The organism is Dermacoccus sp. PAMC28757 (assembly GCF_014302635.1).
GTDB classification, from domain to species: domain Bacteria; phylum Actinomycetota; class Actinomycetes; order Actinomycetales; family Dermatophilaceae; genus Dermacoccus; species Dermacoccus abyssi.
In genome coordinates, this window is record NZ_CP060292.1 from 2,519,832 (window position 1) to 2,542,269 (window position 22,438).

Consider the following 22,438-nt stretch of genomic DNA (forward strand, 5'->3'; position numbering starts at 1 on the left):
GTCAGGCGACGACGGCGTCGACGACGAGCGGGCGATGGTCGGTCGCGACCTTCATCTGCTCCTCGACCGCGGACATGTCGACGGCCGTCAGCGTCAGCTGCGGCGAGGCGTAGATGAAGTCGATGCGCTTGTGCGGGTCGGCCGCGTTGAACGTGTTGATGCGCGGGCCCGCGTCGAGCAGACCGTGATGCTTGAACTCGCGCCCGGCGGGGCCGTTCTCGAGCTCGTTGAAGTCGCCGGCGATCGCCCACGGCAACGTGTGGTCGAGGGTCTCGTCGCCGAGCAGTTCACGCGCGTGTCCACCGCGCAACGCTCCGTAGAGCGACAGGTGCGTGCTGATCGCGACCCACGGCTTCTCACCGGGCAACGCCACCTCCGCCCATGCGTAACCGCGCGGCTCCTGCGGACGCGGCACGGAGTACAGGCCGTGACCGCTGCGACGCACCTCGACGCGCGGCGACGTGATGAGCGCGGTGCTCATGCGATGACGCTTGCCGCCGCCCCAGACCATGCCGAGGCTCTCGGCGAAGGCCGCGACCTTGTGGTTCGAGAACGGATGGCGCGGCATCTCCTGCAGGCACAGCACGTCAGGTCGCGCGTGCTCGATGACTTCGCGCAGCGCGGCCCGGTCGTCCTTGAGGCCCCGCACGTTGTAGCTCATGAGTCGTACCGTCATGCCACGTTTCCTTTCACGGCGCTGCGGGCGAGGTCTGCGGCGCCGACGAGGCCGGCCTCGTTGCCGAGTTGCGCCTGGGCGATGCGGGCCTCCGGGCGGTAACCGCGCCCGGGCAGTTGTTTGCGGAAGGCCTCACGCGCCGGGCCGAGCAGCATGTCACCGGCGGCGGAGACTCCACCGCCGATGACGAAGGCGCTCGGATCGAACGCGCTGGCGAGGTTGGCGAGGCCAGTGCCGAGCCACGTGCCGATCTCGGCGAGAAGCTCCGCGGCGGTGGCGTCACCGGCCGAGGCGGCCTCGGTGATCATCGGACCGGTCAGCTTCGTCAGGTCGCCGCCGAGGGTGTCCGCGATGTCGTGAGCCATGGGCGATTCGGCGGCGAGCAGCGAGCGAGCTTCGCGCACGAGCGCGTTGCCGCTCGCATACTGCTCCCAGCAGCCGCGGTTTCCGCACTCGCAGCGCAGGCCGCCGGGCACGACCTGCATGTGGCCGAACTCCCCCGCGATGCCGTACCGACCGCGCTGGATCTCCCCGTCGAACAGCACGGCGCCGCCAATTCCGGTACCGAGGTTGACCATGACGACGTGGCTCTCACCGCGCACGGCACCGAAGCGCCACTCGGCCCAGCACGCCGTGTTGGCGTCGTTGTCGACGAAGACGGGGTGCGTGCACCGCGCGCGCAGGTTCTCGCGCAGCGGCTCGTTGCGCCACGACAGATGCGGGGCGAAAACGACCGTCGAGCGATCCGCTCCGACGAAACCGGCCGCGCCGATGCCGACGGCGGATACATCGCCGAGCGAGTCGCGCTCCGCGACGGCGTCGAGCTCGTCGACGACGCTGACGAGCAAGTCCTCGACGACCGCCGCCTTCGTCGAGCGGTGTGGGGTGTCGCGACGGGCGCGGGCGATGACGTTGCCCTCCTCGTCGACGAGACCGCCGGCCACCTTCGTGCCGCCGATGTCGATACCGATCGCGAGACTCACGCGCGTCCTTCCCTTGCCAGTGCTGCGGCGCCGATGACGCCTGCGTCGTTTCCGAGCGTTGCGACGCAGAAACGAGCCGCGGGGCGGTGCCCGCCGCCGGTCAGCTCCTCGGCGAACGCGACGCGTGCGGGCTCGAGGACGAGGTCGCCCGCCTCGGCGAGGCCTCCCCCGATGACGAAGAGCTGCGGGTCGAGAATCGCCGCGAGCGACGCGGCGCCCTCGCCCAGCCAGCGTCCGATCTCGGCGAGCAGAGCCACCGCCGCCTCGTCACCTTCCTGGGCGGCCTGCGTCACGTGAACGCCCTTGAGGTTCTCCGGCTTGCCGTCGCACAACTCACGCAGACGCTTTCCCTGCGGAGTTCCCTCGTCGACGAGGGCCCGCGCGTCGCGAACGAGCGCGCTGCCGCTGGCGTACATCTCGAAGCAACCTCGGTTGCCACAGCCGCAGAGGTGTCCGTGCGGGACGACGCGCATGTGGCCGATCTCGGCGCCGACGCCGTGGCTGCCGCGGAAGACCTCGCCGCCGAGCACGATGCCTCCGCCGACACCAGTGCCGAGCGTGATCATCACCATGTCGTCGACGTTCTTGCCGCCGCCGTAGCGGAACTCCCCGTACCCGGCGGCGTTGGCGTCGTTCTCGATGACGACGTCGTGACCGGTGGCCTCCTGGAGCTGGGCGCGCAGCGGCTCGTGGCGCCACGCGATGTTCGGTGCGAAAAGGACCGTCGCCCCCTCACGATCGATGTAACCGGCGCACGCAACCCCCACCTTGGGCGTCTCGTCACCATAGGCTCGCGCCTTCTCGGCAAGCTCCCGGATGAGGTCGACCGTGCCGGTGATGATGGCCTCGGCGTCCTGCGCGGGCGTGTCACGGCGTGCCTGCTCGACGAGTCGGCCCTCGGCGTCGACGAGACCGCCGGCGATCTTCGTTCCGCCAATGTCGATACCGATGCTCACGCTCACGTTGTGCCCTTCATCCCGCGGAGCCACTCGGGCGACCGCACGTGCCACCAATCCTGAACGGCTCCACGACGGTGGCCAAATCGCCTCGCCGTCACTCGGGGTGCGCCCTTTCCGTGTTTCGGCGCTCGACCTCACGCGCCAAGTCGTCCAGCGCCACCGAAACGACCGTTGCCTCAGCCTTGCGGCGTAGTGCTGTGATGATCGGAATGCCGGGATCCACGTTCAACGTGTACGTGACGGTGCACCCCTGAGCCGCCGGCACGATGCGGTACGAACCCTCCAGGCTCCGTAGCTGCTTCGCCGCGACGAGTGTCCACGCGACCTCCGCTTCCGGGCCCCGCCTCGTCACGCGGTAGCTCAGCCGGAGGACGTCCTTGAGCAGCCCGGCGTCCATCCTCAGCTCTGCATCGCTCGGCATTCCCGCCGCGTCGACGGCGAACACCTCGGCCCGTGTGATCTGCGATGTCCACCTCGGGTAGGCCTCGATGTCGACGACGGTGGCCAGCACCGTCTCCGGATCTGCTGACATCACCCGAGTCGCGTTCGTGTGCTCACCCATGTCGCGACAGTAGGGCATGCGCGCGGAACGTTTCGAGCAAGCCGCTAGGCTGGGCGCGGCATTCGGACGTCAGTCCACCCCGCCACCCCACGCCTCAGACGAAAGGTCGCCATGCAGGAGAGCTGCGAACCTCTGCTCGTTCCCGTCCGCGAGGAAGCGAGTCTTCCGCAGTTGCTCACGACGAACGCGACGCAGCGAGGCGACAAGGTCGGCTACGCCGTGCGCGAGGGGGCCACGTGGCGTGAGATCACCCACCGCGAGTTCCTCGCCGAGGTGGAGCAGTTGGCCAAGGGCTTCATGGCGTCGGGCGTGCGACCGGGCGACCGCGTCGCCCTCATGAGCCACACCCGCTACGAGTGGACACTCGTCGACCTCGCACTGCTCACTGCCGGCGCCGTCGTCGTGCCGGTGTACGAGACGTCGTCGGCCGACCAGATCTCCTGGATCCTTCGCGACTCCGGCTCGATCGCCGCCATCGTCGAGGACGTCGACATGGCCCGCAGCATCGCCACGGTCCGCGACGAGTGCCCGGCCCTGCGTGACGTCTGGCAAATCGACGGCGGACACCTCGACGAGTTGCGTCAGGGTGCCGGCGATGTCAGTGATGCCGAGATGCGCGCACGACGCGACAGCCTCGACGCCGAGAGCATGGCGACGATCATCTACACCTCCGGCACGACCGGCCGCCCGAAGGGCTGCGTGCTGACGCACGGCAACTTCGTTGCGCTGTCGCAGAACGCCCTGGCCCGGATGGACGCGCTCGTCAACGGCGAGGACAACAACGGCACGATGCTGTTCCTGCCGCTCGCGCACGTCTTCGCGCGCCTCATCCAGTACGTGGCGATCGCCTCCGGAACCCGTTTGGGGCACACGTCGATGACCACCCTCGTCGACGACCTCGGAACCTACCGCCCCTCGTACCTGCTCGCGGTGCCGCGGGTGTTCGAGAAGGTGTTCGCCGCGTCGCGTCAGCGCGCTGTCTCTGACGGCAAGGGTCGCGTGTTCGACACCGCCGCCGACGTCGCGACGAAGTACAGCCAGGCCACGAACGCGGGACGGCGCCCCTCGTTGCTCCTTCGGGCCAAGCACGCGGTCTTCGATCGTCTTGTCTACGCGAAGCTGCGCGCGGCGTTCGGCGGCGAGCTCCGGTACTCGATCTCCGGTGGCGCGCCTTTGGACGCCTCCGTCGCCCACTTCTACAACGGGATCGGCCTTCCCGTTCTTGAGGGCTACGGCCTGACGGAGACGACAGCACCGGCGTCGGTCAACCCGCCGGAGCGACTCAAGATCGGCACCGTCGGCCCGGCCTGCCCTGGCGTCTGCCTGCGGATCGCCGAGGACGGCGAGGTGCTCGTCAAGGGCATCAACGTCTTCCGCGAGTACCTGGGCAACCCCGACGCCACCGCAGAGGCGAAGGTCGACGGGTGGTTCCGCACGGGCGATCTCGGCTCGCTCGACGAGGAGGGTTACCTCACGATCACCGGCCGCAAGAAGGACCTCATCGTGACCGCCGGCGGCAAGAACGTCAGCCCGTCGCGCCTCGAGGACGCCCTGCGCTCCGATCCCCTCGTGGCCGAAGCCGTCGTCGTCGGTGACGGCCGCCCGTTCATCGCGGCGCTGCTCACCCTCGACGAGGAGGCGCTGCCGGCGTGGGCGAACGAGCACGGCGTCGCCGACCTCGACCCCGAGCAGGCACGCACGCGCCCCGAGGTGCTCGAAGCGCTGCAGGCTGCGGTCGACAAGGCAAACCAACTCGTGTCGCGCGCGGAGTCGATCCGCAAGTTCACGGTGCTGCCGGAACACCTCACGGAGGCTTCAGGGCACCTCACACCGTCGCTCAAGGTGAAGCGTCACGTCGTGCTCAAGGACTTCGCCGAGCAGGTCGACGAGCTCTACGCCTGAGCGCGCCTCGGTGGTTCGCCGCCCTCAGCCACCGGAGTTCAGTGCGCGTTCCAACCACGCGACGAACGACTCGGCGCCTTCGGGGACGATCTGTCGGGCCGAGGAGCCTGCGTGCTCCTCGTCCGCGCGCGACTGCACGAGACGCTTGAGCACCGCCGCACCTGCGACGTGGGCCAGGTAGGTGACGTAAGCCGCGGACCACTCGTACCCCAGGCGGGCATCACGCTGGAACTGCTGCGCCGACGGTGGACCGGTGAAGTGTCCCTGCCGCGCGTTGTGGGCTGCCGCAAGATTCGGCCAACGCGCGGGGAGCCTCGGCGCCTGGTCGGGGGTTGCGGTCCACTCCGCAGCGCCCTCCTTGAGCCAGAGCGCTGTGCGGTCGGAACCGAAGTGTCGCAACCGCACGTGCGCCAGTTCGTGTGCAATGACGACCTGTCGCCCGATGTCGGTCAGCGATCTCGCCGCGCTGGGCGAGACGAGCACGCGCCCGTCGCTCGTCGTCACGGCTGCCGTCGAGCCGTCGAGCCCGTCAGCAGCCGCAGCGAAGGTGGCGTCGTCGACGACCGCGACCCTCACGCTCCCCTGGGCCTTACCCCAGATCGTGGCCACGTCGCCTGCCGCACTCTTCACACGATCCGCCCACTCCGATGCGTTCCCCTCGGTCACCAACAGGTCGATCGAGCTGAGCGGCGTCTCGAGGCGCATCGTCTGCCGCGACGAATCGCCCCCTGACCCCGACGGCGGCTCCGCGTCGCGAGCATCACCGTCGCCACCAGAGCATGCCGCGGCGAGGACGACGGGCAGCAACCCGAGAACACGGCGGCGGGACGGCATGCGCCAACCCTAGAGGGCGCGTCTCAGACGGCCACCTGAAGACCGAACGGCGCGCGCTCGAGACGCGCCTCCGCCGCGTCGTGGGCGGACACGAGGCCGGAGGCGCACAGGGTGTCGAGCACCCGGTGGTCCTCGGCCTCCCACTCGGGTTCGCCGAGGGCCGGTTCGGGCAGCCCGAGGAAGGTCGTGACCACGCATGAGTCGCAAGCGCGACCCCGCACCGGGCAGGAGTTGCACGAGATGAGCATGATGCCCCCTTCGGTTGGTTCTCGCGGCCGTTCGCCCATGCGATCGGCTTGTGACGACGACGGTAGGTGCGGGTACCGACAACCCCGCCATTCAGCGGAATTCATCCGATGGCCGGCGCCATTGAGCCTCGAGGAGCAAGGGGTTGTCGGTGCCGGCATCTACCGTGCGGAGCATGGAGATCACGACAGCGCAGACGGGCGTGCAGACGTCGCTCAGTGACCTCGGCACGCCCCTCGTCGACGTGACGTTCGTCGTGGTCGATCTCGAGACGACGGGCGGGCGCCCCGAGGCCGAGGGCATAACCGAGATCGGCGCCGTGAAGGTGCGCGGCGGCGAGATCCTGGGAGAGTTCGCCACGCTGGTCGACCCCGGCCATGAGATCCCCGTCCAGATCCAGCGCCTCACCGGCATCACGACGAGCATGGTGTACGACGCCCCACGCATCGCGGGGGTTCTGCCGGCCTTCCTCGAGTTCCTCGGACATGACAGCGTTCTCGTGGCCCACAACGCCGGATTCGACGTCGGTTTCCTCAAAGCCGCGTGCGCCGGCCACGCCATCGACTGGCCCGCCCCCGACGTCGTCGACACGGTGAAGCTCGCTCGCGCCCTCGTCCCACGCGACGAGGTGCGCAACCACCGCCTCGGAACCCTGGCCGCGCACTTCGGTGCTCACACGACGCCCAATCACCGCGCTCTCGCCGACGCGCGAGCCACGGTCGACGTGCTGCACGCTCTCCTCGCCCGTGCCGGCTCACTCGGCGTGACGTCCCGCGAGGATCTCCTCGTCTTCGGCGCCAAGGTGCCCGCTGCGCGTCGCCGTCGCGCGACGATGGCCGACGGCCTACCCGAGGCGCCGGGCGTCTATGTCTTCAAGGACGAGCAGGGCGTTCCGCTCTACGTCGGCACGTCGGGAAACATTAAACGTCGAGTCAAGAGTTACTTCACGGCGTCCGAGAAGCGGCGCGGAATGGGCCTCATGGTCGACCTCGCGCACACCGTCACGCCCATCCCCTGCGCCACCGCGCTCGAAGCTCATGTGCGCGAGATCCGATTGATCGCAGAGTTCCGCCCTCGCTTCAATCGGCGCTCCGCCCGGCCCGAGAAGGCCGCATGGCTCAAGGTCACCGACGAGCGCTTCCCCCGCTTGTCCGTCGTCCGTTCCCGACGCGACGACGAGGCCCTCTACGTGGGCCCGTTCCGATCGAAGACCGCGGCCGGCGCCGCGCGTGACGCCATCCACGACGTGCGCCGGATCCGCCAGTGCACTCAACCGATTTCGAGCAAGGGCGCGCCCCCGTGCGTTCTCGCCGAGATCGACCGATGCGATGCCCCCTGCCTCGGCGAACTCACACCGGAGGCCTACGCGCCGATCGTGACGGCGCTGCGCCAGGAGCTCGAGTCCGGCACCTCGACGCTCGTCTCCGATCTCGAAGGACGTCTCGCTCGCCTGGCCACGGACGAGCGCTTCGAAGAGGCCCGCGCCACGCGCGACGCCCTCGTGGAGATGCTGCGCGGCACCGATCGTCACCAGCGGCGCGCCCCGCTCGTCGAGAACCCCCACTTCGTCGCTGCGCGGCCACGCGCCGGCGGAGGCTGGGAGTTCGCCGTCGTCCGATACGGGCGACTAGCCGGGTCGGCACACGCGAATCGCGGCGAAGATCCGCGCCCGGTCATCGAGTCACTCGCCCTCTTCGCCGAAGCGGTGTCGCCCACCGACGAGACACTCCCAGAGGAGAGCGACGTGGTGCTGCGCTGGCTCGAGCGCCCCGGAACCCGCGTGGTCGACTCGAATCTTCCGTGGGTCAGCCCCGTGGGCGGTGCCGGCGGCGCCTTGTCACGGCTCGATCCCCTCGTCGAGCGCGCTCGCGAACTCGCGTGGGAGGACGAGCGCGCTTCGTGACGGGTTCTCAGCCGTCGAGGCCGAGGTCGAAACCGGCCTCGAGGTCGTGCTTGGAGTAGGTGCGGAACGCGAGGTGCGTGTCCGTGCCCGTCACGCCGGTGACCTTGTTGATGCGATCGGAGATGACAGGCGCGAGGTCCTCGTAGGAGGGAACGCGCACCATGGCGATGAGGTCGACGCCGCCTGTCACGGAGTACACCTCGTCGACGCCGTCGAGATCGGCCAGCTCCGCGGCCACCTCGGGGATGCGGGAGACCTCGGCTTCGATGAGAACAATTGCGGTGATCACGGGTACACCGTAGCGATCGTCAGCGTGACGCCGAGCGGGAACGCTCGACCCAACCGTCGAGAACTCCGGCGGCAGCACCGGAGTCGATGGCCTCTGCGCCCCGGGCGATGCCGGCTCGCACGGCCTCGGCCAGATCACCGCGTCCACCGAAGCGCTCACCGTTCGCCTGCTGCTCCGTCAGGGCCAATGCGAGCCCCGCGTTGAGCAGGACGGCGTCCCGCACCGGACCGTGATCGCCGGCCAGCAGACGGCGCACGACCTCAGCGTTCTCGTCCGCCTGGCCACCTCGCAAGGCTTCCAGCGGTGCCGTTTCGAGACCGACGTCCTGCGGGCCGAGCACGTGCTCCTCCACCGCGCCGTCGAACACCCACCACACCGTCGACGTCGTGGCAAGGGTGAGTTCGTCGAGCCCGTCATCACCGCGGAAAACGGCCGCATCCGTGCCGCGCTCGGCGAACACGCCCGCCATGACCGGGGCCATCGCCTTGTTCGTGCACCCGACCGCGGCCACCGCAGGGCGCACAGGGTTGGTCAGCGGACCGAGGAAGTTGAAGGCCGTCGGAACGGCGAGTTCCCGGCGCGTCGTCGCCGCGTGACGCATGGCGGGGTGGAAAAGCTGCGCGAAGAGGAAGGTCATGGGGGCCTCGAGCGCTTCGGCCTGCAGACGCTCGGGCTCCGTCGTGAGATCGACGCCGAGAGCCTCCAGGACGTCCGCAGTGCCCGTCGAACTGGAACTCGCCCGGTTGCCGTGCTTGGCCACTCGCACCCCGGCGCCGGCACAGACGAGCGACGCCATCGTCGAGATGTTCACCGTGTGTGCCATGTCGCCACCGGTGCCGACGATGTCGAGCGTCGGGCCCGGCACCTCGAGAGCGCGCGCGTGTTCGACCATGACGTCCGCGAGGCCCTGAAGCTCCTGCACGGTCTCGCCCTTGGAATGAAGAGCCACGAGGAACGCAGCCATCCGGACGGGCGAGACCTCCCCGGACATGATCGCGTCCATGGCCCCACGAGCCTGCTCATAGCTGAGGTCCTCACCTCGCACGAGGTGTGAGACGAGTTGCGGCCACTGCATTGCGATACCTCGCTGGTGTCGGACGACGGGTTCTCCCCAACTCTAGGCCCGCCGCCGACTCACCCTGTGCCGCCTCCCGATGCGCGGAACGACGCGCATCACACCCACAGCTCGAACCCGTGCGAAACCCAGTGCTCTCACAGCGGAAGTAACAAAAGTGTGTCTCTTCGGGGGGCCGCGTGCGCGATCGGGGAATGGGCAGGACATAATGTCCGGGTGGCGACCGCAACTACAGCTCAGACGAGCGAACACGGCATCCCCGCCGGGCACGGACCGGCGACCCGACCCAACCTGACTGCCGTTGGCACGATGGTGTGGCTCGGAAGCGAACTCATGTTCTTTGCCGGCTTGTTCGCGATGTACTTCACGATCCGCGCCGTGGCAGGTGACCTGTGGCATGACCGCACGCATCACCTCAATGTCACGTTCGCGGCCATCAACACGACGGTCCTCGTGATCTCGTCCGTGTGGTGTCAGCTCGGCGTGTTCAAGGCCGAGCACGGCATCCCGCACCGCACGGGCAAGCTTCTCGAGGTCGGCAAGTGGGGCATGCGCGAGTGGTACTCCCTCACCTACCTGTTCGGCGCGATCTTCGTGTCCGGCCAGGTGCTGGAGTACTCCGAGCTCCACGAGGCGGGCATCTCGCTCGACAGTGACGCCTACGGTTCGATGTTCTACATCACCACCGGCTTCCACGGCATCCACGTGACCCTGGGTCTCCTGGCCTTCCTGCTGATCATCGGCCGTACCTTCACGTCGAAGAACTACAGCCACCACCAGGCCACCGGCGCCATCGTCACGTCCTACTACTGGCACTTCGTCGATGTCGTCTGGATCGCACTGTTCGCCACCATCTACCTCCTGAAGTAATGCGCCACGAACCGCGCCGCATCATTTCCCCGACCGTCGACAGGATGTTCTCGTGAGCACTCTCGCCGCCCGCCGCCGACACCCGGCTGCCCTGTTCGTCGTGCTGCTTCTCGCCCTCGTGGTGACCGGTGGCCTCTACGCCGCGTTCGCGCCCAAGACCGCCAAGGCTGCCGGCGCCAGCGCCGAGGACGTCAAGGCCGGTAAGCAGCTGTTCCTCTCGAACTGCTCCACCTGCCACGGCACCAACGCCACCGGCACCACCTCCGGCCCGTCGCTCGTCGGCGTCGGCGCCGCGTCGGTCGACTTCCAGGTCGGCACCGGCCGTATGCCGCTCGCGGCTCCGAACACGCAGGCCCAGCGCAACAACGTCCAGTTCTCGGACGAGCAGATCGCGCAGATGGCTGCCTACGTCCAGAGCCTGGGCCCCGGCCCGAGCGTTCCGGAGAAGGAGTACACGACCCCGGGCGGCAACGCTGCCAAGGGTGGCGAGCTCTTCCGCGTCAACTGCGCCATGTGCCACAACGCCTCCGGCCAGGGCGGCGCCCTGACGCGAGGCAAGTACGCCCCGACCCTGATGTCGGTCAGCGGCAAGCACATCTACGAGGCCATGGTCACGGGCCCCCAGTCGATGCCGGTGTTCAACGACACCAACCTGTCGCCGCAGGACAAGAAGGACATCATCACCTACCTCAAGCACGTCGAGAACGACCCTGCTGAGGGCGGTCACAACCTCGGTGCTCTCGGCCCGGTGACGGAGGGCATGTTCGCCTGGACGTTCGGTATCGGCCTGTGCATCGGTGTGGCCGTGTGGCTCGGACGTAAGGCGGCCTGATGAAGTTTCCCCGTTTCGGATCTGACTCGTCAGACAGGAATCGCAAGAACATGAATGAATCCGGCGCTTCGGCGCACCCGGGCGAGGGCTCGTCGGACTACGCTCCGGTCAGCCTGAACGACGGGCACATCGAGGGCACGGGCGCACTTCCCGACCGCTTCGAGAACCCTGGCCTCCCGCCGCACGTCCACCGTCTCGGTGACGAGGACCCGTCTGCTGCCAAGCGGTCCGAGCGTCAGGTCGCAACCCTGTTCATCATGTCGATGCTCGCCACGGTGCTGTTCGTCGTGGCCTACTTCGCGATCGACAAGAACTCGGTCATGACGATCCCGTTCGTCGGCCCGACCAAGGCGCTTCACTTCGTTCTCGGCTTCACGCTGGCGCTGTCGCTGCTCGGTATCGGCCTCGGTGCCGTCCACTGGGCGAAGACGATCATGCCGGACGAAGAGGTCATCGAAGAGCGTCACGAGCTGAAGTCGGACGACGAGGCCTGGGAAGCCGCCGCCAACATCATGACCGGTGGCGCCGAGGCTGCTCAGCTCAAGCGTCGCCCGCTCCTGAAGTGGACGCTCGGTGGCGCGCTCGGCCTGTTCGCCGTGCCGGTCGCCCTCCCCCTCCTCGGTGGCCTGGGCCCGATGCCGAAGCTCGACCTCGTCAAGACGATGTGGGACACGAAGATCAACGGCCGCGGCCGTCGTCTCATGCGTGACCCGGAAGGCACCGCCATCCGCGCTTCCGACGTGACGCTGGGCTCGGTCTTCCACGTCCTGCCCGAGGGTGTCAACGACACCGAGCACCCCCTCAACGAGAAGACGAAGGCCTCCGTGATCCTCGTCCGTCTCGACGAGGCCAAGATCAAGTCGGAGCGTCAGCGTCAGTGGGGTGTCGACGGCATCGTCGCCTACTCCAAGATCTGCACGCACGTGGGTTGCCCGGTGGGCCTCTACGAGCAGCAGACGCACCACCTGCTCTGCCCCTGCCACCAGTCCACGTTCGACATGACGGACGACTGCAAGGTCATCTTCGGCCCGGCCAAGCGCCCGCTGCCGCAGCTGAAGATCTCCGTCGACGACGAGGGCTACCTCGTGGCTGACCAGGGCTTCAAGCGCCCGGTCGGACCGAGCTTCTGGGAAGACAACGGGAAGGAACTCAAGTCGTGAGCACCGCTGCTTCCGCGCGCGACTCGCACGCTCCGACGACGCAGCGTCAGGACCCCAAGGGCGGCCTGGCGGGTGTGTCGAACTGGATCGACGAGCGCAGCGGCGCCGCCAAGGGCGTGCGCTTCCTCATGAAGAAGGTCTTCCCGGATCACTGGAGCTTCATGCTCGGTGAGGTCGCGCTGTACTCCTTCATCATCCTGCTCATCACCGGTACGTTCCTCACGTTCTGGTTCGTGCCGTCGATGGGCCACACCACCTACAACGGCTCGTACGTGCCGCTGCAGGGCATCCAGATGTCCGAGGCGTTCGCCTCGACCCTCGACATCTCGTTCGACATCCGCGGTGGTCTGCTGATCCGTCAGCTCCACCACTGGGCGGCTCTGCTGTTCGTCGTGTCGATCATGATGCACATGTTCCGCGTGTTCTTCACGGGTGCTTTCCGCAAGCCGCGTGAGATCAACTGGGTCATCGGAACCCTGCTGTTCATGCTGGCCTGCATCGAGGGCTTCATGGGCTACTCCCTCCCGGACGACCTCCTGTCCGGTACGGGTATCCGAGCGATGCAGGGCTTCATCCTCTCCACGCCGATCGTCGGTACGTACATCTCGTACGGTCTGTTCGGCGGCGGTTTCCCCGGCGAGATGATCATCCCCCGCTTCTACTCGCTGCACATCCTGCTCATCCCGGCCATCATGGTGGCGCTGCTCGCAGCTCACCTCATCCTGCTCGTCGTGCACAAGCACACGCAGTACCCCGGCCCGGGTCGCACGGACAAGAACGTCGTGGGCTTCCCGCTCATGCCGGTGTACATGGCCAAGGCCGGCGGCTTCTTCTTCATCGTCTTCGGCATCACGGCTCTCATCTCGAGCCTCGTCGGCATCAACGCCATCTGGGCGTACGGTCCGTACGAGCCGACGCAGGTGACCGCCGGTTCGCAGCCTGACTGGTACATGGGCTTCGCCGACGGTGCGCTGCGACTGCTGCCCGGCTTCCTCGAGTTCGTCGCTCTCGGCCACACCTGGAGCATGAACATCTTCCCGGGCTCGATCGCCCTGCTGCCGATCTTCTTCGGCATGATCGCGATCTACCCGTGGATCGAGAACTGGGTCACCGGCGACAAGCGCGAGCACCACGTGCTCGACCGTCCGCGCAACGCTCCGACGCGTACCGCCATCGGTATGGGCTTCGCGGTGTTCTACGCGGTGCTCATGTTCGCGGCCGGTAACGACATCATGGCGATCAAGCTGCACATGTCGATCAACGACATCACGTACTTGTTCCGCTTCCTCGTGATCTTCGGCCCGATCATCGCCTTCTGGGTGACGAAGCGCATCTGCCTCAGCCTGCAGCGTCACGACCGTGACCTCGTGCTGCACGGCCGTGAGTCGGGTCGCATCGTGCGCACCCCCGAGGGTCGCTTCTTCGAGGCGCACGAGGAGGTCGACGAGTTCACCCGCTGGCGTCTGGTCGGCTACGAGGCTCAGGCCCCGAGCAACATCGACACCTCCGGCCTTGAGGGTAAGGAGCTGAAGAAGGCGAAGCGTCGCAACCGCTGGACCAACTTCTACTTCCGTGACCGCATCGCCCCCGTCACGCCTGCCGAGCTCGAAGCGGCTCACCACCACGGTGACCACGAGGAGCTTGAGGCTGCGGTCCTCGAGGACGCGAAGTCTGACCAGTTCGTCGGCGAACTGCACGGTGGCTCCGAGGAGACGGGTCAGCGCTGAGTCACTTCGCTGCACCAGACGAAGGAGGGCCCAATCGGCAACAGCCGATTGGGCCCTCCTTCGTCTGCGATAAGTCTCAGTGATGCAGACGGGACTGAAGAATCGCGACGGTGAGTTGTTCTGGGGTTCCCGCCACCGTCGTCGAACCGGGAATGGGTTGCCACGCTCCCCCGCCAATCCTGAACTCGCCGGTCAGTGTCACATCGATGCGCGTGTTGACCACGCCTTTGCGAACGTAGGTGTGCGTCACCCCGCCTGAGGGGTAGATACCGCCGGCATCGGGGGTGGGTCCGTGATTCGTTCCGTCGCCGTAGTGGTAGGTGTAGAGAGCGCTGGCAGGACGGATGGTCACCGTGTGACCGAGGACCGTCGTCGTGACGCTCTCCCCCGGTGCGAGCCCCTCGGCTCCGAAGGCGGCATGGAAGTAGGTCGGCAGACCAGTCAGAGTCGTGTTGCCGACGGGCTGGATGTCCACGCCCGGCTTCGTGAAGATCTGTGTGGTCCAGGCTTGAGCAGCAGCCTCTTCCGGCGTGTAGGTCGGAACAGCTACCTGGGTGACTGTCTCGCCCTGAGGTGAAGCCGCAGGCACTGTCGGCGACGCGAAGTCGACGCCCGTCTCGATGCCGTTCAGGCCCGGGTTCACGCACGAATACTTCGACACGCCGTCAGCCGTAGCGCACGGAGTCTCGGCGATCATAGATGTCCCAACGGCGTCCGTCCCACCGGCGAAAACCGTGGCAGCTCCTCCACGGTGCGCCGCGGCCGGAAGCGCCGATGGCCTCCTCACCGGGGCCGCTTGATGATTCCCGCTAGGCACAACGGATACATGCACGCTCTTCATTGGCTGGCTATTCTGCACAGTCGACGGTCGCGACTGGTGGTTGCCTGGAGCACGGACGACTACCGTTGCCGTCCCCCCTCCGTGGCACGATGAGAACCCCGCGCATGGAGCACCGCTAGCGAGTGCGGGACCCGTCACAACAAGCTGCAACGAAGCGCACACGAGCCCCCGCCCCGTAAGGCTAAGGACGTTCGTCCGCACCTGAAGCCCCCAGCTTCCACTCTGCTCCGTTCCAGTCGGCTCGCGCGGCGACCGCGAGATTGACTGGGGGCAGCACCTTGCGTGCACCGTTCGCTTCGATCCGCGTAGATCCGTCATCCTCTTGCACGAACGTGACGATGACCGAATCCGGCGTTGAATCCTTTCGAACCTGGAAATTTGAATACCGTGCATTCTTGGACTCAATGCGGGCGCCCTCAGCGACCAGCTTCTTTCCTGCCTTCTCTTGAAGTCGGCAGGACTCACAGTCCGACGCTCCGAATCGAGGAAGAACGCCTTCCTGAGGAGCCCTGTCCAAAGCGTTGAGGGTCTGCCAATAGAACTTGACAAAGGCCTTGGCGCCCTCGTGGGTGTGGGCCTTGGCGGCTTCGGGCATCGCGAACCGGTCAGCGGGGGCGCTCAAGCTCGTCGAAACCGCACTCGACTTGGTGCCCTTGGATGTCGAGGTCGAGCCGTTGCCGGAGGCAATACGCGACATGTCGGAGGGCGCCACGTCGCCGCTGGACGCCGCGGGTGCCGATTCTCCACTGCAGCCGGCGAGGACTAACGCGGCACAGCACGCTGTCGCCCAGCGTCCGACGACACGTCGGCGAGCAGCATCCTGGCGTATAGGCGTCCGCCCTGCGTCACCATCGCGCTGTGCGCCGAATGCTCTAGCACCTTGGGGCAGCATGACTCTGCCGACCGCATCGGACGTGAAACGAGCGGACATGAGAACCTCCACCAAATCGATCTGACTCGTCGAGTCTCTCCCGGGGAGACGGATGGGTGGCCGAAACGAACGGTAAGTTTTTAGTCAGATTTCGAGGAGTCCCACCGTGTCGGCGTAGTTCTTCGCCCATTGCGTCAGCGGCTGCCCGACTGCCCGCCGATGCTGACCCGACACCACTCCGACTGCGCCCGTCCTTGAGCAGCGCGAGGTCTCGGCGACCGATAGCCAGCCGGTGGCGAGAGTCCCAACACCACCTGCGGAGTCCCGACTCACGCATGCCGAAGGGCCGCACAGTTCAGAACTGTGCGGCCCTTCGTTTGCGAGGAAGCGATCAGATCGCGTGCTCTCCGCTGAAGTACTCGAACACCCAACCGACGACGGCCAGGGCGACCAGCGGAGCGGCGACGAAGACGATCCACCAACCGACGGCCAGGCCGAGGGCGAGGAGTGAAATCGACGCGGCCAGCCACAGCGGCCACCACGAGTACGGCGAGAAGAAGCCGACCTCACCGGAGACCTCGTTGATCTCGCCCTCGGGCTTGTCGCTCGGGTCGAGGTCCATCTTGCGGTCGGTCATCGCGAAGTAACCCGCGATCATGAGGCCGAACCCGGCGCTGAGGGCCAGACCCACGGCGCCGACCGGCTCGGACCACTCCGTGAAGTGACCGTAGATGAAGATCAGCGGAACGTAGAAGAGTCCGAGGTAGAGGAAGAGCTTGGCCGAAGTCTTCATGCGTTGGTGCCCTTTCGGTCGAGCTGGTTGACCGTCTCAGGCGAAGGCAGCACCGAGAAGACACCGACCTCGGGGTGGTGCAGGTCGAACGCCGGACGCTCGGAACGGATACGCGGGATGCTGTTGAAGTTGTGACGCGGCGGCGGGCACGAGGTGGCCCACTCGAGCGACGCGCCGAAGCCCCACGGGTCGTCCTCGCTGACGATCGGCGCCTTCTTCCACGTGATGTACACGTTGTAGAGGAAGGGGATCATCGACGCGCCGAGCAGGAACGAACCGACGGTCGAGACCTGGTTCATGAACTGGAAGCCGTCTTCCGGCAGGTAGTCCGCGTAACGACGCGGCATGCCCTCGACACCCAGGACGTGCTGGATGAGGAACGTCATGTGGAAGCCGACGAAGAGCATCCAGAACTGGATCTTGCCGAGGGTCTCGTTGAGCATGCGACCCGTGAACTTCGGCCACCAGAAGAAGTAGCCGGCGAACATCGCGAACACCACGGTGCCGAAGATGACGTAGTGGAAGTGCGCGACCACGAAGTAGGAGTCGGACAGGTGGAAGTCCAGCGCCGGGCTGGCGAGGATGACACCCGTGAGACCACCGAAGAGGAAGGTCACGAGGAAGCCGAGGGCCCACAGCATCGGGTTTTCGAAGGTGAGCGAACCGCCCCACATCGTGCCGATCCAGTTGAAGAACTTCACGCCGGTCGGAACGGCGATGAGCATCGTCATGACCGCGAAGAACGGCAGGAGCACCTGGCCGGTGGCGTACATGTGGTGAGCCCACACCGAGACCGAGAGCGCCGCGATGGCGATCGTCGCGAAGACGAGCGTCTTGTAACCGAAGATCGGCTTGCGCGAGAAGACCGGCAGGATCTCCGAGATGATGCCGAAGAACGGCAGCGCGATGATGTAGACCTCGGGGTGACCGAAGAACCAGAACATGTGCTGCCACAGCATGGCACCGGCGGTCTCCGAGTCGAAGACGTGCGCACCCATCGTGCGGTCGAGGCCGAGGCCGAACAGAGCGGCGGCGAGAACCGGGAAGACGAGGAGCACGAGGATCGAGGTGATGAGCACCGTCCACGTGAAGATCGACATGCGGAACATCGTCATACCCGGCGCACGCATGCACACGATGGTGGTGACGAAGTTGACCGCACCCATGATCGAGGCGAAACCGGTCAGCGCGAGGCCGTAAACCCAGAGGTTTCCACCGAGGCCGGGGCTGAACGTCGAGTTCGACAGCGGCGCATAGGCGAACCAACCGAACGAGGCCGCACCCTGCGGCGTCAGGAAGCCGCCGACTGTGATGAGGCTGCCGAAGAGGTACAGCCAGTACGCGAACATGTTGAGTCGCGGGAAGGCGACGTCGGGAGCACCGATCTGCAGCGGCATGAGCGCGTTGGCGAAGCCGGAGAACAACGGCGTCGCGAACATGAGCAGCATGATCGTGCCGTGCATGGTGAACATCTGGTTGAACTGCTCGGGGTTGTCCACGACCTGGAGGCCGGGCTCCCACAGCTCAGCGCGGATGACCAGCGCCATGGCGCCGCCCATGAGGAAGAAGATGAACGAGGTGATGAAGTAGAGGTTGCCGATGACCTTGTGGTCGGTCGTCGTGATCCACTTCACAACCGTGCGGCCTGCGTGGAAGTCCTCAGGGCGCCGACCATCGGGGCGCTCCGCGGTTCCAGCCGCTGGGGTGGCGACGGATGCCATTACTTGCCCTCCTTGACGATGTCGGACGAGTCCAGACCGTCCGGCAGGAACTGCTGGTCCTTCGGGTTGACGCTGGCGCGGTTGAGGGAGTTGGACAGGAAGCCCGTCTTACCCTGCTTGCGAAGGTCGTCCATGTGCTTGTCGTACTCCTCCTGGGAGACGACCTTGACGTTGAAGAGCATCTGCGAGTGGTACGCACCGCAGAGCTCGGCACACTTGCCCTTGAAGGTGCCCTCCTCCGTCGTGTCGACGGCGAAGCGGTTCACGCGGCTCGGGATCATGTCGAGCTTCTGCATGAACTGCGGCACCCAGAACGTGTGGATGACGTCTCGCGTGGTGAGCACGAACTCGACGCGCTTGTTCACGGGCAGGTACAGCGTGGGCAGACCCTTCTCGGCGCCCGGCTTGCCGGCCTTCATGTCCGCCATGACGCCGGTCTCGTAGACCTTCTCGTCGGCGTAGTTGAAGTCCCAGCTCCACTGCTTGCCGACGACGTTGATCGTGACGTCCGGCTTCGGCGAGGTGTCGAGGAGCTTGTTCTCGAGGCCGACGGTCTTGCCGAAGAGCACGGCGACCATGACGATCGGCACGACCGTGTAGAGAATCTCCAGCGGCACGTTGTACTGCATCTGCGCCGGGAAACCGGTGTCGCTCTTGCGACGGCGGTAGCGCACGATGCACCAGAAGATCAGGCCCCAGACGAGGACACCGACAGCCAAGGTCCAGTACCAAGTACCGAGCCAGAAGTCGATGACCTCGTTGGCGTTCTTCGTGACGCCGTGCGGCAGGTAACCGCGCTCGACGCGCGGCGAACACGCCGACAGGAGCAGCGCAGCTCCACCGAGACCAACAGCAGCAATCCGACGACGCCGCGCTGGGCTCGTCTTTTCAAGGGGCCGACGCACAGCGTCCACCTTCCGCAGATCCAAACCAGGCACGGTAAGACCTTATCCCAGGCACAGGTGGCACTGAGGGTGGGGGTCGGTACCGGGCGTTAACGATTCACTAACGGCCGCGACCCGAGCCGCCGAACGCCGCGATCGGCGGGGCGTGGACGAGCTGGGGCAGCCGAGCTCGGTAGGCGTCACGTGTGATTTCCGTGACCCCGAGACTGCCGAGGTGCGGCGTGCGCCACTGGACGTCGATGAGCCTCGGCGCGTCGTCACGCTCGTAGACGGCGTGCGCGAGCGCGCCGAGAGCGACCTTCGAGGCGTCGGTCGCGCGGTGGAACATCGACTCCCCTGCGAACAGCCCTCCGATGGCCAGACCGTAGAGGCCCCCGACGAGGCAACCGTCGTCCCAGACCTCGACGGAGTGCGCGACCCCGAGTTCGTGCAGGCGTGTGTACGCGGCCGCGATCTCGGACGTGATCCAAGCGCCGTCGCGGGAAGGATCGGCGCACCCTGCGATGACGCCCGCGAAGTTGCGGTCGAAGCTCACCTCGAAGGCGCGTGCCGAACGACGCAGTGACCGGGAGGCGTGAAAGGCGTCGCGTTCCAGGACGCCCCGCTCCTGCGGGGACCACCACCCCATCGGTGGGGCACCGCCCTCCCCCAGCCCCATGGGAAAGACACCGTGCGCGTAGGCCGCAACGATCGTGCCCGGGGCGAGGTCGGCGCCCAGCGCGACGAGGTCGTCGTCGAGGTCGAAACGGGCGAGCGAGAAATCCCACTCGCTCGTGAAGTCGAGTGGGTTCAAGGACGACGGCAGCTCAGGTGCGCCTGGACGTCGGCCACGGCATCGTCGCCGTACGCCGCGCGCAGACGCTCGAGGAAGGTCTCCTGGCGCAGGACGTACTCCTGGGTGCCGACGGTCTCGATGACGTGCGCGGCCAGGACCGAGCCGACCTGGGCGCATCGGGCGAGGTCGAGCTCCCACGACAGCCCGGCAAGGAATCCGGCACGGAAGGCGTCGCCGACGCCCGTCGGGTCGACGGCCCCCGAGATGGCGGCGACGTCGACGTGAATCGGCTCCTCACCCTTGCGCAGGATGGTGGCGCCGTCCTTGCCCTTCGTCACGACGCGTACACCGACGCGCTCGAGGATCTCCTCGCCGCTCCAACCGGTCTTCTGCTCGGTCAGGTGCGACTCGTACTCGTTGGTGAACAGGTAGTCGGCGCCGTCGATGATCTCGCGGATGAAGGGGCCATCGGCGAAGGCGAGCTGCTGCGAGGGATCGGCGACGAACGGGAGGCCGCGGCGTCGGCATTCCTCGGTGTTGCGGCGCATGCCTTCGGGGTCGTGGGCGCCGATGAGAACGAGGTCAAAGCCGTCGTGGCGTTCGGAGATGGGGCCGATCTCGACTTCGCGCCCTTCGGACATCGCGCCGGGGTAGAACGAGGCCATCTGGGCCATGTCTCGGTCGGTCGTGCACACGAAGCGTGCGGTGTGGTGCGTCTCCGACGTGCGCACCTCGGAGATGTCGACGCCGTGGCGCTCGAGCCAGGAGCCGTAGTCCGCGAAGTCAGCGCCGACGCAGCCGATGAGGACGGGGCGGAGGCCCAGGTTGCCCAGGCCGAAGGCGATGTTGCCGGCCACTCCCCCGCGCCGGATCTGCAGGTCGTTCACGAGGAACGACACCGAGATCTTGTCGAGTTGCTCGACGACGAGCGAGTCGGCGAAGCGCCCGTCGAACGTCATGAGGTGGTCGGTTGCGATGGAACCCGTCACTGCGATCTTCACGTGGGCCAACCTATCGCGGGTGCGCGGACGGGCGCCCACGTCGTCGAAACTCGCCGACACTGACGCGCACTGAGACGCCCCCGGGCCGACCGAACGCGCGTTTGTCGCACGAGCGACCGCCCTCGGACGAATTCAGTACGGCCCTCGTCACGAAAAGGACCACGCTGGAAGCGGACGCCACGACGCGCGAAAAGCCCACCCCGGTGGGAGTGAGCTTGCGAACTCACAAGGGGTGGGCTTTTCGCGCGTCGTGCCCGAAGCTGTGTCGCACCCAGGCTGAACTTCGAGCTTGCGAGGGGTTCAGACCGGAAGACGCAGCGAGGGAAGGATCAGCTGAAGCTGTCGCCGCAGGCGCAGGAGCTGCCGGCGTTGGGGTTGTCGATGGTGAAGCCCTGCTTCTCGATGGTGTCGGAGAAGTCGATGGAGGCGCCTTCGAGGTAGGGCGCGCTCATGCGGTCGACGACGACCTCGACACCGTCGAAGTCGCGCACGAGATCACCGTCGAGGGTGCGCTCGTCGAAGTAGAGCTGGTAGATCAGGCCGGAGCACCCGCCGGGCTGGACGCCGACGCGCAGACGCAGGTCGTCGCGTCCTTCCTGCTCGAGCAGGCTCTTCACCTTGGAGGCCGCGACGTCGCTCAGGTTGACGCCGTGCGTAGCGGTTTCGGTCTGGGTGTTCGTCTCCACAGTCATCGTGGATCGATCCTCTCTCACGTCCTCGGTCCTGGTGGTCTCCAGGCCGTGTGTAGGGCAACAGCGGCACGCGCGTGCGTGTTCCCGGTGTACCACTGTACGCCCGCCGGGGTGGTCATCCGGAAGCCGCGGGCCATTGGAGGCCGAGCACCCAGGCGCCTGCGACTGCGGCAGCCAGTGCTACGGCGACGAAGGCCGTCTTCCACCAAGCTGCGGGCAGATGGGTGGCTCGGGCGAGCGCGGAGGCGTCGTTGGCTCCGACACGGGAGGCGAAAAGTTCGAGTGCCCCACGCAGACCGGCGGCGAGCAGGAAGGCGGACACGAGCGCGCACGCCGCGAGCGCCTGCTCGGGTTCGGCCCAGCGGCGCAGGGCGACGAGACCTGCCAGCACGGCGAGCATGACGGCGACGCCGAAGACATTGCGCAGCAGGAACAGCGTCCCTCCGAGCACGACGAGGAGCACGAGCACCCAGGCCTCGACGTGGTCGTGTCGGGCGGCCCACACCCCGCTGAGCCCGACGAGGGAGGGCGCCGGGTAGCCCGCGAGGAGGGTGAGGACGACACCGGGGCCGCCGGAACGTCCGACACTCACCGTTTCTCCCGAGGAGTCACGGTTGAGTCGGATCGAACGAAGCCGTCGCCCGGCGAGCAGCGCGACAAGCGCGTGCCCCGCCTCGTGGACGGCTGTGACCCCATGGCGACCCCACCGATACGTCGACGGCACGAGCGCAAGGGCGACCCCGACGACGAGGGCCACCCACAGGAGAGCCTCACCCTCGTCCACCGCGGAGGGGGCGAGGGTGAGGCTCACGCTCGAGTGG

Annotated in this window: 23 protein-coding genes; 6 read left to right on the plus strand and 17 right to left on the minus strand. The window is 67.0% G+C overall.

Annotation, left to right across the window (positions count from 1 at the left end; all coding sequences use genetic code 11):
• Position 1 precedes the first annotated feature (1 nt).
• The 4 genes from H7F30_RS12010 to H7F30_RS12025 form a co-directional block, all read right to left on the minus strand.
• Positions 2–676, minus strand: coding sequence for an endonuclease/exonuclease/phosphatase family protein (locus tag H7F30_RS12010; RefSeq protein ID WP_052946954.1), 675 nt, complete (start codon positions 674–676; stop codon positions 2–4).
• A complete protein-coding gene (locus H7F30_RS12015; RefSeq protein WP_047311480.1) occupies positions 673–1,659 on the minus strand; it encodes an ROK family glucokinase in 987 nt (328 codons plus the stop codon). Before H7F30_RS12015 ends, H7F30_RS12010 begins: the two co-directional genes overlap by 4 nt.
• Positions 1,656–2,621, minus strand: a complete 966-nt coding sequence (locus tag H7F30_RS12020) for an ROK family glucokinase (RefSeq protein WP_187035353.1) — start codon at positions 2,619–2,621, stop codon at positions 1,656–1,658. The genes H7F30_RS12015 and H7F30_RS12020 overlap by 4 nt, the downstream gene beginning before the upstream one ends.
• Positions 2,622–2,712: 91 nt before the next feature.
• A complete protein-coding gene (locus tag H7F30_RS12025; protein ID WP_187035354.1) occupies positions 2,713–3,180 on the minus strand; it encodes an SRPBCC family protein in 468 nt (155 codons plus the stop codon).
• Between the two features lie 111 nt (positions 3,181–3,291).
• On the opposite strand from H7F30_RS12025, the gene H7F30_RS12030 reads away from it, so the two are divergent.
• Positions 3,292–5,082, plus strand: coding sequence for a long-chain fatty acid--CoA ligase (locus H7F30_RS12030; RefSeq protein ID WP_187035356.1), 1,791 nt, complete (start codon positions 3,292–3,294; stop codon positions 5,080–5,082).
• Positions 5,083–5,106: 24 nt separating this feature from the next.
• On the opposite strand, the gene H7F30_RS12035 is transcribed toward H7F30_RS12030, so the two are convergent.
• Together H7F30_RS12035 and H7F30_RS12040 are read right to left on the minus strand one after the other, a co-directional pair.
• Entirely contained in the window at positions 5,107–5,916 is an 810-nt protein-coding gene (locus H7F30_RS12035; protein WP_187035358.1) for a hypothetical protein, read from the minus strand.
• A 23-nt stretch (positions 5,917–5,939) separates the two neighbouring features.
• The gene (locus H7F30_RS12040; RefSeq protein ID WP_165357813.1) at positions 5,940–6,110 is read right to left on the minus strand and encodes a hypothetical protein; all 171 of its coding nucleotides are present in this window, start codon (positions 6,108–6,110) and stop codon (positions 5,940–5,942) included.
• A gap of 227 nt (positions 6,111–6,337) precedes the next feature.
• On the opposite strand from H7F30_RS12040, the gene H7F30_RS12045 reads away from it, so the two are divergent.
• Positions 6,338–8,065, plus strand: coding sequence for a DEDD exonuclease domain-containing protein (locus H7F30_RS12045; protein ID WP_187035360.1), 1,728 nt, complete (start codon positions 6,338–6,340; stop codon positions 8,063–8,065).
• A 7-nt stretch (positions 8,066–8,072) separates the two neighbouring features.
• Here H7F30_RS12045 and H7F30_RS12050 read toward each other — a convergent pair whose 3' ends face one another.
• Together H7F30_RS12050 and trpD are read right to left on the minus strand one after the other, a co-directional pair.
• Positions 8,073–8,354 (minus strand): Lrp/AsnC family transcriptional regulator, encoded by a 282-nt coding sequence (locus tag H7F30_RS12050; RefSeq protein ID WP_047311477.1) that lies wholly within the window; start codon positions 8,352–8,354, stop codon positions 8,073–8,075.
• Between the two features lie 19 nt (positions 8,355–8,373).
• Complete coding sequence (gene trpD, locus H7F30_RS12055) at positions 8,374–9,429, minus strand: anthranilate phosphoribosyltransferase (RefSeq protein ID WP_187035362.1); 1,056 nt, start codon at positions 9,427–9,429, stop codon at positions 8,374–8,376.
• A 216-nt stretch (positions 9,430–9,645) separates the two neighbouring features.
• Here trpD and H7F30_RS12060 point away from each other — a divergent pair, with 216 nt between their 5' ends.
• The 4 genes from H7F30_RS12060 to H7F30_RS12075 are packed head-to-tail and all read left to right on the plus strand — an operon-like array spanning position 9,646 to position 14,018.
• Positions 9,646–10,299: a heme-copper oxidase subunit III gene (locus H7F30_RS12060; RefSeq protein ID WP_187035364.1), complete on the plus strand. Its 654-nt coding sequence runs from the start codon at positions 9,646–9,648 to the stop codon at positions 10,297–10,299.
• Positions 10,300–10,351: 52 nt separating this feature from the next.
• The gene (locus tag H7F30_RS12065; protein WP_047311474.1) at positions 10,352–11,131 is read left to right on the plus strand and encodes a c-type cytochrome; all 780 of its coding nucleotides are present in this window, start codon (positions 10,352–10,354) and stop codon (positions 11,129–11,131) included.
• A 50-nt stretch (positions 11,132–11,181) separates the two neighbouring features.
• Entirely contained in the window at positions 11,182–12,291 is a 1,110-nt protein-coding gene (locus H7F30_RS12070; RefSeq protein WP_187035366.1) for a ubiquinol-cytochrome c reductase iron-sulfur subunit, read from the plus strand.
• Entirely contained in the window at positions 12,288–14,018 is a 1,731-nt protein-coding gene (locus H7F30_RS12075; RefSeq protein ID WP_187035368.1) for a cytochrome bc complex cytochrome b subunit, read from the plus strand. Before H7F30_RS12070 ends, H7F30_RS12075 begins: the two co-directional genes overlap by 4 nt.
• Before the next feature lie 76 nt (positions 14,019–14,094).
• Here the strand turns inward: H7F30_RS12075 and H7F30_RS12080 are convergent, their stop codons facing one another.
• From H7F30_RS12080 to H7F30_RS12120, 9 genes are all read right to left on the minus strand, one after another.
• Positions 14,095–14,661, minus strand: coding sequence for a hypothetical protein (locus tag H7F30_RS12080; protein ID WP_187035370.1), 567 nt, complete (start codon positions 14,659–14,661; stop codon positions 14,095–14,097).
• Between the two features lie 379 nt (positions 14,662–15,040).
• Entirely contained in the window at positions 15,041–15,571 is a 531-nt protein-coding gene (locus H7F30_RS12085) for a DUF6318 family protein (protein ID WP_187035371.1), read from the minus strand.
• Between the two features lie 550 nt (positions 15,572–16,121).
• Positions 16,122–16,523 carry a cytochrome c oxidase subunit 4 gene (locus H7F30_RS12090; RefSeq protein ID WP_118913147.1) on the minus strand — a complete coding sequence of 134 codons (402 nt, stop codon included), beginning with the start codon at positions 16,521–16,523 and terminating at the stop codon, positions 16,122–16,124.
• On the minus strand, positions 16,520–18,244 hold the full coding sequence (ctaD, locus tag H7F30_RS12095; RefSeq protein WP_187035373.1) for a cytochrome c oxidase subunit I: 1,725 nt from the start codon (positions 18,242–18,244) through the stop codon (positions 16,520–16,522). Before ctaD ends, H7F30_RS12090 begins: the two co-directional genes overlap by 4 nt.
• Entirely contained in the window at positions 18,244–19,173 is a 930-nt protein-coding gene (gene coxB / locus H7F30_RS12100; RefSeq protein ID WP_187035375.1) for a cytochrome c oxidase subunit II, read from the minus strand. Before coxB ends, ctaD begins: the two co-directional genes overlap by 1 nt.
• A 76-nt stretch (positions 19,174–19,249) precedes the next feature.
• Positions 19,250–19,942, minus strand: coding sequence for a leucyl/phenylalanyl-tRNA--protein transferase (gene aat / locus H7F30_RS12105; protein WP_255464822.1), 693 nt, complete (start codon positions 19,940–19,942; stop codon positions 19,250–19,252).
• Positions 19,939–20,925 carry a carbohydrate kinase family protein gene (locus H7F30_RS12110; protein ID WP_241510897.1) on the minus strand — a complete coding sequence of 329 codons (987 nt, stop codon included), beginning with the start codon at positions 20,923–20,925 and terminating at the stop codon, positions 19,939–19,941. Before H7F30_RS12110 ends, aat begins: the two co-directional genes overlap by 4 nt.
• Positions 20,926–21,254: 329 nt before the next feature.
• Complete coding sequence (gene erpA, locus H7F30_RS12115) at positions 21,255–21,617, minus strand: iron-sulfur cluster insertion protein ErpA (RefSeq protein WP_047311464.1); 363 nt, start codon at positions 21,615–21,617, stop codon at positions 21,255–21,257.
• 115 nt (positions 21,618–21,732) lie between these two features.
• The gene (locus H7F30_RS12120) at positions 21,733–22,428 is read right to left on the minus strand and encodes a M50 family metallopeptidase (protein WP_187035380.1); all 696 of its coding nucleotides are present in this window, start codon (positions 22,426–22,428) and stop codon (positions 21,733–21,735) included.
• Positions 22,429–22,438 lie beyond the last annotated feature (10 nt).